This window comes from Paenibacillus sp. J22P277, assembly GCF_059383675.1.
The window spans coordinates 464,826-476,834 of sequence record NZ_JBXENS010000004.1; the positions used below are offsets into that span (position 1 = coordinate 464,826).

The following is a 12,009-nucleotide window of genomic DNA, read 5'->3' on the forward strand; positions in this document are numbered from 1 at the left end:
GACCCTCCCAATGTTTTATTTCAAGCCGGCGGAATTGACCGACCCGAGACCCTGCATAAAATACTTTTGGCCCAAGAAGAACACGATGAGCATCGGCAGCATGTAGATAAGATCCGCGGCCATGAAATAATTCCACTGCGTCGTCCAATTGGACGCGAAGGAGGCGAGCGCCACCGACAAGGTCCATTTGCTCTGATCGACCACGTAGATGAGCGGTTCCAGGTACTGGTTCCATGCGCCGTTGAACGAGAAAATGATGATCGTGATCACGACCGGCATGGCCATCGGCACCAGGATGCGCCACAGGATCTGGCGGTCGCCCGCGCCGTCCATTTTGGCCGCTTCGTCGAACGATTTGGGTATGGTGCCGAGAAATTGGATGAACAGGAACGTGAACGTCGGATTCCCGAAATAAGCCGGCACGATCAGCGGCAGCCAGGTGTTGTACCAGCCGAGCGCGGAGAATAGATGGAAGACCGGCACCAAGCCGACGAACCCGGGCAGCATGAGGCTGCCGACGAAGCAGGAGAACCAGAGCTTCCGCCCGGGAAAGCGCAGGCGCGACAGCCCGTAGCCGACCAGGATGGAGCTGGCCACCTGACCGATCGTGCTGACGATCGCGATGAAGATCGAATTGCCGAAGGTACGCCAGAAATGGATCTGCTCCGTTCCTTTGACGAAGTTCTCGAAATGGAATTCCTTCGGGAACCAATCGGGCGTCGTGGAGAAGATATCGTTGCTGCCTTTCAGCGCGATCGTGACCACCCACAGCAGCGGATACAGCATCGCGACCGTTCCCGCCAGCAGTACCAGCATGCGGAACACGTCCGTCTTGCGGATTTTGCTTCGCCGCGTCGCATAGCGGACCGTCTGGGTCGAATAAACCGTTTTCAAAACAGGCGCCCCCTTATCGATTGTCGTTCTCGTAATGGACGAACCGGTTGGAATACCGGTACGTGACCACGGTGAACACCATGATGATCAGGAATAGGATCCAGACCTCCGCGATGCCGTAGCCGAACATGCGCTGCCCGAACACGTCGGAGTAGATCTTGAAGTTCAGCAGCGCGGTCGCGTTATTGGGCCCGCCGGCGGTCATGACCTGCACCTGGGCAAACGACTGGAACGCCCCGATAATGCCCAGAATCAGCTGCAGGAACAGAATCGGCGTGATCATCGGAAGCGTGACGCTGCGGAATACGATCCATCCCCTGGCGCCGTCCACTTCCGCGGCTTCGTAGAGATCCTGCGGCACGGATTGCAGCCCGCTGAGGAAAATGATCATGCCTCCCCCGACCTGCCACAAGCCGGCGATAATGACGGACATCAGCGCCAGCCGCTCGCTTCCCAGCCAATTCACGGGATTCGCGCCGAACAGGTGCAGCACGTGGTTGGCCAAGCCGTACTGCGGATGATAGATGAATTTCCATAAGGTCAGCGTGGCGATCATCGGCAGCACGGTCGGCAGGTAAAAGGCCGTGCGGAAAAACTTGATCGCCGGAAGCTTGCGGTTCAGCAGCATGGCCAGCATCAGCCCTAAGGCGAGGGAAGCCGGCACGTTGATGAGCACGTAGTAGAACGTAATGCGGATCGCTTTCCAAAACACCGGATCCACGGTAAACAAATAGTGGAAATTATCGAAGCCCACGAATTTGGGCTTGTTATATCCGTTCCAATCCGTCATCGCGTAGTACACGGACATGACGAGCGGATAAGCCACGAACACGCCGAAGCCGATGATGGAAGGCAATATGTGCAGATAGCCTTTGATCCAGCTCCAATAATCCCGTTTTCGAACATTCGCGTTCACGAGTTGCTTCCTCCTTTCCAATCGTACGAGTTATGGCCTTGTAATCGCGTTTACGGCCGAGCCGGCAGAGCGGCTTCCCGACCTTCGACCCACCGGCAGACGAACTCGCCGAACAGGCTGTTCGCCCAGGCGAACCACTCCCGCGTGAACGTCCCAGAGTCGTCGGCGTGAAAGCTCTCGTGCATGAATCCGGTGCCGCCCGTCGTGGAGGCGAGCATGCGGATCAGCGCTTCCCGCTCGCCGGGATCGTTCGAGGTCAGCCCCTGCATGATCAGGGCGATCGGCCATATGTGACCGCTCGGCGTATGAGGACTGCCGATGCCGCATGCCGCGATTCCCGCATAATAACTGGGATTGGCGGGACTCAGCACGAATGCACGGGTGTTCCGGTAGATCGGATCGTCCGCGGGCCGGTACCCCAGATAAGGGATGGAAAGCAGGCTCGGCACGTTGGCATCGTCCATCAGATTGCGGTTGCCGAAGCCGTCCGTCTCGTAGGCATACATCGTGCCGTATTCGGGGTGAATGACCTTGCCGTAGGTTTCGATGCCGAATTCGATTTCCGCCGCCAATATGGAAGCGCTTTCAAATAAGGCGTAATCCGCATACATATCCGCAGCCAAACCGGCCAGCTTCTTCAGGACGACGACGGCGAACATATTGGACGGGATCAGATAGCCGTAGGTGCAGGCGTCGTCGCTTGGACGGAAGCCGGACCATACCATCCCGGTAAAATTGGTCCGCGTTCCCCTGCCTCCGAACGGAAGCGTATCCGAAGGGGGACAATCGGACCGTTCGAACGTATAGTCCGAATCCCGGTCGTGATGCTGTTCCGTCTTCATGACGTCGACGATCGCCCGGAACATCCGGTGAACGTCTTCGTTGAACACGCTCCGGTCGCCGGTCGCCTCCCAATACTGCGCGCATAGCTGCACCGGGTAGCAGAGCGAATCCAGCTCGAATTTGCGTTCCCACACCCAAGGTCCCTTCGATGGACGATCCCCCGTGTGCCCATGACCGTTCGATTCCTTATTGAATGCGTTTGCATAAGGGTCCAGCGCAAGGTACCTGGCCTGCCGATGAACGACGCCGCGAATCAGCCTTCGGAGATCCTCGTCTTCGCCCGCCAGATCCACGTAAGGACGAATCTGCGCCGAGGAATCGCGCAGCCACATTGCCGGAATGTCGCCCGTGATGACGAACGAGGTGCCGTCGCCCAGAAGTTCGACGGTTGTTTCCAGGGTGTTGGGGTAGCAGCCGCGAAAAAGCTCGGCCAGGCCGGGGTCGACTTGCTGGAGAGAGGAAGCGATTTCCTCGATTTTTCGATAGACCGCGTTGTACATGTATGCGCTCCTTTTCTCGTTCTTCGTCTGATTCCAAAATTAGTATATCAACCATAAATATGTAATGTCAACATAATATCTTAATTAAAATTTTCATAAAGTATATCAACTTGTATGCGAACAATTTTCGCTCGACAATGCGCCTAGCTTCACTAATATACCGGAAATGAAGGCAAATCGGGTCATTTCTCCTATAGAACAGCCAACTTCCTGTTGCCATCGCGATTTTCGTCATGTATAGTTGATATATCAATATTTAAAGGATGATCGCCACCTATGAACGCACCCTTGTACGAGCAGATTTACAACCACTTATACCAAAAAATCATGGACGGCGAATTGAAAAGCGGGGATCGCCTTCCCTCGGAGCATGAGCTCGCGGACCAGTTCGGCGTCAGCCGGATTACCTCCAAGAAGGCGCTGGAAATGCTGTCGAACAACCGGCTTGCGGAACGGGTCAGAGGCAAAGGCTCGTTCGTCGCCAATCCCGCAAGCGGTCCCGACCATGCCGCCGCGCTCCGTACCGAGGCGCCGGATCGCGCCGATGCTCCCCAGGCGGAACCCTGGCGGCTGGTGGGGTTGATTTTGCCCGATTTTGCCGATTCTTACGGGCTGCGGCTCATTCACGGCGTCGAGGAGCGCTGCTCCTCCACGAACGGACGGATGCTGATGAAGCTGACTTACGACAGCCGCGAGGAAGAAGAATCCGCCATCCAGTCGTTCATCGACCTGGGCGTCGACGGCTTCGTCATCTTCCCCGTGCACGGCGAGCACTACAACACCGCCCTGCTGCGGCTCGTGCTGGATAAATTCCCGCTCGTATTCATCGACCGCTACTTGAAAGGCATCGCGGCCTGCGCGGTCTACACGGACAATCAACGGGCGGCGTTCGATCTCACCAAGCACCTGCTCGAGCGGGGCCACGACCATATCGGCTTCATCTCGCCGCCCGCGGAGAACACGTCCACGATCGAGGACCGGATCGCGGGCTTCACCGAGGCCTTGATCGAGAGCGGCAAGACCGTCAAGCCGCAGCATATCATGACGAACCTGTACAGCTCTCTGCCCCGCTCCTTCGAGGAGACGAACATTCAGGCGGATATCGCGACGGTCCGGCGGTTCGTCGAGCTTAATCCGGAGCTGACGGCCTTCGTGGCCTTGGAATACAACCTGGCCCTCGTGCTCCGGGAAGTGCTGCTCTCCATGGGCAAGCGGATTCCGGAGGATTGCCAGATCGTCTGCTTCGACTCCCCGGTTGATCCGTTCGGCAAGCATTTGTTCACCCACGTCCGGCAGAACGAGCATGCCATGGGCGAGAAGGCGGTCGACCTGCTGCACGACCAATGGGCCGGCAAGCCGTTCGAGCTCAACCATCTCGTCGCGTACGAGATCGTGCAAGGGGATTCGACGACTTAAGGCGGGCATGCCGGCTTCGGCATCATGTCGCTCCAAGTTTCCGGGTTCAACGATAAAAGCCCTCTCCGAAGAGAGGGCTTTTGTGTTCAAAATGAATATGCGCGTTCCTAGGACCGTCCTCATGCTCCAGCGTCTGCGAATCTCGGAAGCCGAAGCCCCCGCCGCGTCGCCTGACGGCGCCGAAGGCTGTCGTCTATCCGCCTTTCGCGTACCGTCCCCTGAATTCGCCGGCGCTGATGCCTGCATAGGATTTGAACCGTTTATAGAACCAATCCAGCTCTCCGTACCCGACCGCAAGCGCGATCTCGTACACCTTCTTGTCCGTGCGCAGCAGCAGTTCCTTGGCCTTCTCCATTCGCACTTGCAGCAAATACTCGTTAAAGGACTGATCCGTGCCGGCTTTAAACACTTTGCCCAAATAGTTCGGGTTCAAATATACTTGCCCGGCGACGGTACGGAGGCTGACGTTCGTATGATACTGTTCCTGCACGATTCTCTTGACCGTGCCGACGACGGAGTTCGGCTGCATGTTCTTCAGGCGATGCAGCAGCAGCAACACGCCGATGCATTTCAAGTCGGCGAACGCGAACAGCTCGTCGATCGTCTTCATCCTCATCACCCGGTCGTAATCGCCGTGGTCGTGATGGAACAGCTGCTCCGCGTTCGCGCCATGGGATTTCGCGAGCTGCAGCAGCTGGACGAGCATCTCCAAGACGGCGGCGCGAATCCGGTTCCCGCGAAGGCCGCTGGATTTGCAGCACTCCCACAGCCGCCTAAGCGCTTCCTTTACCTCCGCTTCCCTTTGGTTTTCGATCGCCTCGAATACCGCTTCTTTAAGGGCTTGAAATTCCGGGGTCTCCGCCTCGCTTTCGTCGACGCTTATCGGGCTCAGAATCGAGCCGTTGCCGCTTAGGAACTTCGCGTCCAACGCTTTCTCCGCGGAGTCGTACGCATGATGAACGCCGTGCACGCTGCCCGCGGCCGGGCCCAATCCGATGCTTACCGTCTCTTTGACATTGACCCGCACGGCCTCTCCGATCTCCTCCGCGAACGCGTGCGGCGAGCCGTCGCTTCTTGCCGCCGTGCCGCCGCTTTCGAATAAGAGCAGCCCGTAGCGTTCATCGGTATCCTCGAAGACATACCCTTTACCGCCGCACAATTCTTCCAATACGTTGCGCACCGCGTAGCATTTGAGCTCGATATCCCGTTCCGTCAGCTTGCCGTCGTCCGCGGACAGAAAATCCATCTCCACGACGAGGCAACGATAACGGTCCGCATCGAGACGCAGGTTCAGAAGCCGGGTCTGTTCCTCCAGCTCCCGCGCCGGCAAAGGTCCGTGCGTCAGCTTTCTGAGGAATTGATCCCTTAGCGCGGTTAAGCCGAGATCATGCTGCCTGCGCAGCAGCTGCCGCTCGGATATCGACGCGCCGATCCGGCGAAGCGCTTCGGCGAGGTCGTCCTCGTCGACCGGCTTCAACAAGTAATCGTTCACGCCCAGCTTCAATCCTTGCCTGGCATAATCGAAATCCTCGTACCCGCTCAGGATGACGACGTCGGCATCCGAGAACCGCCTCAGCCGCTCGATAAATTCGAGCCCGTTCATGGTCGGCATTCGAATATCCGTCAGGACGAGGGAGAAATGGCGCTGCCGCATCAGCTCCAACGCTTTTTCCCCGTCTTCCGCTTCCCCCGTAATTCGGAAGCCGAAGTCCTGCCAATCGATCAAGTATTGAAGGGATTGCCTGGCGAGCGGCTCGTCATCGACGATCAACACCTCATACATCGAAATTCCTCCTGTTCCCGCCCGTCTCGGCGCGCCGCAGCGGGATCGCCATCGTCACGGTCGTTCCCGCCCCTTCGGCGCTGTTAATCTTGATGCCGAACTCCTCGCCGTACAAATATTTCAATCTCGCATGCACGTTGCGCAGCCCGATATGATGATCGTTCACGAGCGAATCCTTCTCCGCTAGCCATCGTTCGATCTCGGCCAACCGTTCCTGCGCGATGCCGAGCCCGTCGTCTCCGACCGTGAGCACGAGCCGTTCCCCGATGATCGCTCCGGTGATCCAAATTCGGGATTGCTCCGGATTGAGCTCGATGCCGTGCGAGATCGCGTTCTCCGCGAGCGGCTGAACGATCAGCTTCGGTATGGAAACGTCGCGCCGATCTTCGGGCATGTCGATGGAATAGGTAAACTTATGCCCGAAGCGATACTGTTGAATTTGCAAGTAATTGTCGACGAATTCGATCTCTTCGGCGAGCCGGGTCATTTGCCCGTCGTTCTTGAGCATCATGCGGAACGATTTGGCAAGCAGCCCGACGACCTTCGCCGTATCCCGTTCCCCGGCGATGAGCAGCTTGCCCCGAATCATATTCAGCACGTTGAACAGAAAATGCGGATTGATCTGCGTCTGCAGCGCGTACAGCTCCACTTCCTTCGTTCGGTATGCCTGCTCTTTGCGATCGATCTCCGACTGGTAGACCTCGCTGATCAGCTGTCCGAGCCGCTTGACCATCAGATTGTACATCTCTCCAAGCTGGGCGACTTCGTCCTTGCCTTTGACGACGACGAAGCTTTGGAAATTGTCCTTGTGGACGCGTTTCATCTTAATCGATAACTCGGATAATCTGCGCGTCATGCCGAAGGTGATCGTTCCGATCAGGATCGCGGAGATCAAGAAGGCCGCCCCGAACAGCACGTAAGAAATCGCGCGAAGCTGATTGATTTTGGGCGTTAATTCGCCGACCGGCATAAGCGCGATCACTTTCATCCCTCTAACGATGCTGCGCGATTCGAGCGTCTGGAACAATACTTGATAGGCTTTCCCGTCCGCCTCGGCGCGGAAGCTGCCGTTCGCGCTTTCGAGAATCCGATCGCCGAAGGGCAAACCCGCCAACGAAGCCAACCGCTCGCTTCCCGCGCCGCTGTCGATCATCACGGTCCCGTCCGCGAGCGTGAACAAGATTCGTTTGTTTTTGCTTTCTTGCCGGATCAAATCCTTGAACTTGCTCAGCTTGATTTCCAGGTTCACGACGCTCGGCGAATTATGGTCGACGTTATTGAGCCGCTTGCGGATGCTCACGACGGGATCCATGTCATGAACGGGATCGCTCAAGTACGGCGCGGTCCAATAGCCGCCTTTCTTGTTGTCCATCGCCTCCCTGTACCAATCGCTGTCGCGCACCTCTTCATCGATCACGGTCACGTTCGCGAACGTAAACGTGGGATTGTCGGTATACACCTTCACGTTGGCGATATCCTTCGTCTGCCGGACGGCCGATATGAACGGCTGAAATTGCTGGGCATACACCTCGTAAGCTTCCAATTGATCGGCGTACCGCTGATCGAGGATGAGGTTGATGTTCGTATTCAGAAACAGCGTATTGGCGATTTCTTCGTACGACTCCAGCTTGTTGTCCAGATTTTGACTCGTTTGGGACAAGGACAAGGTCGCATTCTCGATGACGTAGTCGTAGACGAGCTTGCTGCTGCGCTGCAAGAGCAGGTAGGTCAAGGAGCCCAACAGAAACAAGATGATGAATAAATTGGCGAGAATGAGCTTCGTTCTGATTTTCATGTTCGCGACCTCGTCCTTCGGGATATCCTGCTCGTATTCGCCGGCCCGCCCAAATGCGCCATCGGCGTTGCCGAGTTAAAATCAATAGACTCCTTGCCCCCAAAAGAATACGGGGACAAGGAGCTTATCGCCTTACTCGCCGATCGTCGCCTTGAACTTCGCGTTGAAATCCGCCCATAGCTTCGTATACGATGCGTTGACGTCCGCGAGTCCGGCTTTGTCCATCGTGGATTTCATATCGTCCCATGCTCCGTCGAACGCCGTTCCGTCCTTGGCCATGACGAGCTTCGGCAAATATTTCTTCCACGCTTCTTCGATCTTCTTGGATTGCAGCTGCACGTCGTCCGGAGGCGTCAGGTTCCACAAGTAACCCGGCAACACCGTGGCCGGCGGAAGGAAATCGGCCCAGACTTGCTTGCCGTACTTCGCCAGCACTTCCTTGGTCATGTCGTCGTACGTATTGAGCACGTAATCTTTGGTGAGCGGCGTCGCGTAATCCCCGTCGGCCAACTTGGCCCCGTCTCCGACGTTAAACCAGAAGCCGCTTCCCGTCCCCTCGGTTTCGAAGCCTTCTTTCACTTTGTAATCCGGATCCGTTTTGATTTTCTCGATCACTTCGGGCTTGAGCGTGCGCACGCCGTTCACGACGTCGTAATGCGTGCCTTCGATGCCCCACTGGGTCAAGATTTGACCTTCGTCCGAAAACAGATAGTCGATAAGCTGGATCAACCGTTCCGGATTTTTGGCCGATTTCGTGATCGCCCATTGCAGGCTTCCCGAGAAGATCGGCACGACCGTGTTCGTGTTGTCCACCGTGCTGTCCGTGAACTGGATCGGCAGGTGCGCATAAGCGCGCTCCGGGTGGCCGTCGGCGCGGAATTGCGTCTCGACGCTGCCGAGCATCCATGCCGGAGCGTATGCCGCCAGCACGCGTCCCTGCGACAGCTTCTTGCCCAAATCGTCCTGCGAGAACGCTTCCTTGTCGTAAAGCCCGTTCGTATACAATTTGTTCAGAAATTGATAGTACGTCTTGGCGTCGTCGCTGACCGGGTTGTACTGCACGCCGCCGGCGTCGTCGATCCGGAAATTCCCGTGATCCGGCAATCCGGACGCGCTGATGATCGGGTTATTGTACTCGATATTGACCTGCCAGCCCGTCATCGCGCCGGAGAAGCCGATCGTTTCTTTGCCGTCGATCGTCGGATGTTTGTCTTTGTACGCTTTAATGATGTCGTACAGCTGATCCAGCGTCCTGATCTCCGGATAGCCTGCTTCTTTCAGGACGTCGTATTGCACGATGAAGTTGGCGGAGGCGTCGGCTTTGGCTTCGCGGCTCTTGTTGACGCCGTAGATCGACCAGATCTTGCCGTCCGCGTCTTTCATCAGGTTGTAGAACTCGCCGAATTTTTCTTTGATGTGAGGACCGTACTGATCGATAAGATCGTTAAGCGGGATGATCGCGTCGCCGTCTTTGTATTTCTGAACTTCGGCCGGGCCCATGGCCAGGACGTCCGGATAATCGCCGGCCGCCAGCCAGAGGTCTTCTTTCTGAGTCTCGTCGCCTACGACCAAATCGTACTTGAACGAGACGCCCGTCTTTTCTGCAACCGCTTTCGAAATCGGCGTGTCCCCGGTCAATTTTTCGTTGGACGTGTTCATGCTGTACGTAATCGGCTCGGAAATCCGGCTTGCCGGCGGGCTTGCGTCGGCGTTGCCGCCAGAATCGGCAGGCTTGTCGGCGTTTGTCGTGTCCGAGTTTGCCGGAGCCGGGTTATTTCCGTTATTTCCGTTCGAGCAGCCTGCGATCGCGGATGCAAGCAGCAGCGAAACGACGGCCCACGCGGCACCTTGCCTCCATTTTCCGTTGGTCATTGTGACACCCTCTCATTTGGTTATTTGTATTATATCATCGGGATGAAAGCTCCGGCGATATCGGGTTTGGGCGGGACATTCGATCGTCCCGGGCTACTCTTTCATCGCGGCGAACGTCATCCCTTTGACGAAATATCGCTGCAGGAAAGGATAGACGAGCAGGATCGGCACGGTCACGATCACGGTCATCGCCGCCCGGATCGTCTCGGGGTTCGTCCTGCGGGCGTCCGAGCCGTCGATATGCATGTTCGGATTGAACACTTGGTTAACGGAACCGATCAGTATTTTCTGAAGCTCGAATTGCAGGAGGTTCAAATTCGGGTTGCGGCTGGCGTACAAGTAATTATCGAACCAGGAATTCCAATGCGCCACGGCGACGTACAGCGTCACGGTGGACATGACCGGCATGCTGATCTGCATGACGATCCGGAACAAGATCTGGAAGTCCGACGCGCCGTCGATCCGGGCCGACTCCACGATGCCGTCCGGGAGCGACTCGAAATAGCTGCGCATGATAATGACGTTGAATACGCCGATCAACGTAGGCAGAATATATACGGCCGCATGGTTGATCAAATGAATGTTCTTCACGAGCAGATAGAACGGAATCAAACCGCCGTTTACGTACATCGTGACGATGAGGACGAGATTGAATGACTTGCGGAACATGAATTCTTTGCGGCTTAACGCGTAGGCGAGCATCGCCGTGCTGATGACGCCCAGTCCGGCTCCGAGCACCGTCCGGATGACGGAACGCACGGCCGCCATGGCCAGGTTGCCGTTGGCGAAGATCGTTTCGTAATTCTGCATCGTGAATATCCGGGGCCAGAGGTAGATCGTGCCTTTCAGCGTATCCTGCGCGTCGTTCAGGGATATCGCCAATAAGTTGAGAAAAGGGAACAGCGTAACGATTCCCATCGCGAGCAGCAGCGTATAATTCGTCGTCCGGAACAAGTAATCTCCCCATGTGCGGCTATGCGCCATTTCGTCTCACGCTCCAATCTTGCATGACTTGTAACTTAGAACAGCCGGTTGCGGGTCGTTCGGTTCGCGATGAAGTTAACGGCCACGACCATCGCGATGCTGACGAGCGATTTGAACATGCTTACCGCCACGCCGTACGAATAGTCGCCGATGCTCGTCGAGTATTTCAAGGCGTACAGGTCGAGCACTTCCGAACGGTCGATGACGACGGGATTGCCGAGCAGAAACTGCGATTCGTAGCCGCTCTGGACGATCCAGCCCACGGACATGATCAGGAGCAGGATCGCGGTCGGCATAATGCCGGGGATGGAGATGTACCGCATCTTCTGCCAGCGTTTGGCGCCGTCGACTTCCGCCGCCTCGTAATGCTCCGGATTAAGGCCGGCAAGCACCGCCAGGTAGATAATCGTGTTCCACCCCAGCTCCTTCCAGAAGTTGGCCGCCGTATGGATCCACCAGAACAGATCCGCTTTGCCGAGAAAGTAAATCGGTTCGTTCACGATTCCGAGCTTCAGGAGCAGCGCGTTCACCACGCCGCCGTCCGGCGAAAGCAGCGTCGCGAAAATATTGGCAATCACGACCCAGGAGACGAAATGCGGAATGTACGTGATCGTCTGGATCGATCGCTTGAACAAGCGGTTCCTAACCTCGTTCAGCATCAGCGCCAGCGCGATCGCCCCGAAAAAGCCGGTGACGAGATTAAGCACGCCCATGACGACCGTATTGCGCAGCGCGTTAAAAAATTGCGGATCCTCGAACAGCAGCTTGAAATTGTCGAATCCGACGAACGGGCTGTGCCATAAGCCCTTGGCCACTTTGTACTTCTCGAATGCCATGATCCATCCCCACAACGGCCCGTACGAGAACAGCACGACGATCAGCACGAACGGAACGGACATCAGAAGCAGCTGGTATTGCTTGCGCAGCCTGCTTCCGAAGGAGGAAGCATTGCGAACACCCATAGGCAAGGAATCAAGTCGGGGGGCGGGTTTTGCCATGATAAGCT

Annotated in this window: 9 protein-coding genes; 1 reads left to right on the forward strand and 8 read right to left on the reverse strand. The window is 56.7% G+C overall.

Annotation, left to right across the window (positions count from 1 at the left end):
* Window positions 1-15: 15 nt before the first annotated feature.
* From AC50YL_RS15440 to AC50YL_RS15450, 3 genes are read right to left on the reverse strand one after another with little or no spacing between them, the layout of a single operon-like run.
* Complete coding sequence (locus tag AC50YL_RS15440) at window positions 16-894, reverse strand: carbohydrate ABC transporter permease (protein WP_494833086.1); 879 nt, start codon at window positions 892-894, stop codon at window positions 16-18.
* A 13-nt stretch (window positions 895-907) separates the two neighbouring features.
* Window positions 908-1,810 (reverse strand): carbohydrate ABC transporter permease, encoded by a 903-nt coding sequence (locus AC50YL_RS15445; protein WP_494833087.1) that lies wholly within the window; start codon window positions 1,808-1,810, stop codon window positions 908-910.
* Between the two features lie 50 nt (window positions 1,811-1,860).
* Complete coding sequence (locus AC50YL_RS15450; protein WP_494833088.1) at window positions 1,861-3,153, reverse strand: glycoside hydrolase family 125 protein; 1,293 nt, start codon at window positions 3,151-3,153, stop codon at window positions 1,861-1,863.
* Between the two features lie 276 nt (window positions 3,154-3,429).
* On the opposite strand from AC50YL_RS15450, the gene AC50YL_RS15455 reads away from it, so the two are divergent.
* On the forward strand, window positions 3,430-4,569 hold the full coding sequence (locus tag AC50YL_RS15455; RefSeq protein ID WP_494833089.1) for a GntR family transcriptional regulator: 1,140 nt from the start codon (window positions 3,430-3,432) through the stop codon (window positions 4,567-4,569).
* Window positions 4,570-4,762: 193 nt separating this feature from the next.
* On the opposite strand, the gene AC50YL_RS15460 is transcribed toward AC50YL_RS15455, so the two are convergent.
* The 5 genes from AC50YL_RS15460 to AC50YL_RS15480 all read right to left on the reverse strand — a co-directional run bounded on the left by AC50YL_RS15460 (window position 4,763) and on the right by AC50YL_RS15480 (window position 12,001).
* Entirely contained in the window at window positions 4,763-6,352 is a 1,590-nt protein-coding gene (locus AC50YL_RS15460) for a response regulator (RefSeq protein WP_494833090.1), read from the reverse strand.
* Window positions 6,345-8,147 carry a cache domain-containing sensor histidine kinase gene (locus AC50YL_RS15465; protein ID WP_494833091.1) on the reverse strand — a complete coding sequence of 601 codons (1,803 nt, stop codon included), beginning with the start codon at window positions 8,145-8,147 and terminating at the stop codon, window positions 6,345-6,347. The genes AC50YL_RS15460 and AC50YL_RS15465 overlap by 8 nt, the downstream gene beginning before the upstream one ends.
* Before the next feature lie 132 nt (window positions 8,148-8,279).
* Window positions 8,280-10,019 (reverse strand): type 2 periplasmic-binding domain-containing protein, encoded by a 1,740-nt coding sequence (locus AC50YL_RS15470; RefSeq protein WP_494833092.1) that lies wholly within the window; start codon window positions 10,017-10,019, stop codon window positions 8,280-8,282.
* Window positions 10,020-10,112: 93 nt separating this feature from the next.
* Entirely contained in the window at window positions 10,113-11,003 is an 891-nt protein-coding gene (locus AC50YL_RS15475) for a carbohydrate ABC transporter permease (RefSeq protein WP_494833093.1), read from the reverse strand.
* A 35-nt stretch (window positions 11,004-11,038) separates the two neighbouring features.
* A complete protein-coding gene (locus tag AC50YL_RS15480; protein ID WP_494833094.1) occupies window positions 11,039-12,001 on the reverse strand; it encodes an ABC transporter permease in 963 nt (320 codons plus the stop codon).
* Window positions 12,002-12,009 lie beyond the last annotated feature (8 nt).

Bases quoted from the DNA above. Each gene is read 5' to 3' on its own strand.
- AC50YL_RS15465 (WP_494833091.1), bottom strand. From the start codon at position 8,147: ATGAAAATCAGAACGAAGCTCATTCTCGCCAATTTATTCATCATCTTG.
- AC50YL_RS15455 (WP_494833089.1), top strand. From the start codon at position 3,430: ATGAACGCACCCTTGTACGAGCAGATTTACAACCACTTATACCAAAAA.
- AC50YL_RS15480 (WP_494833094.1), bottom strand. From the start codon at position 12,001: ATGGCAAAACCCGCCCCCCGACTTGATTCCTTGCCTATGGGTGTTCGC.
- AC50YL_RS15460 (WP_494833090.1), bottom strand. From the start codon at position 6,352: ATGTATGAGGTGTTGATCGTCGATGACGAGCCGCTCGCCAGGCAATCC.
- AC50YL_RS15475 (WP_494833093.1), bottom strand. From the start codon at position 11,003: ATGGCGCATAGCCGCACATGGGGAGATTACTTGTTCCGGACGACGAAT.
- AC50YL_RS15470 (WP_494833092.1), bottom strand. From the start codon at position 10,019: ATGACCAACGGAAAATGGAGGCAAGGTGCCGCGTGGGCCGTCGTTTCG.
- AC50YL_RS15450 (WP_494833088.1), bottom strand. From the start codon at position 3,153: ATGTACAACGCGGTCTATCGAAAAATCGAGGAAATCGCTTCCTCTCTC.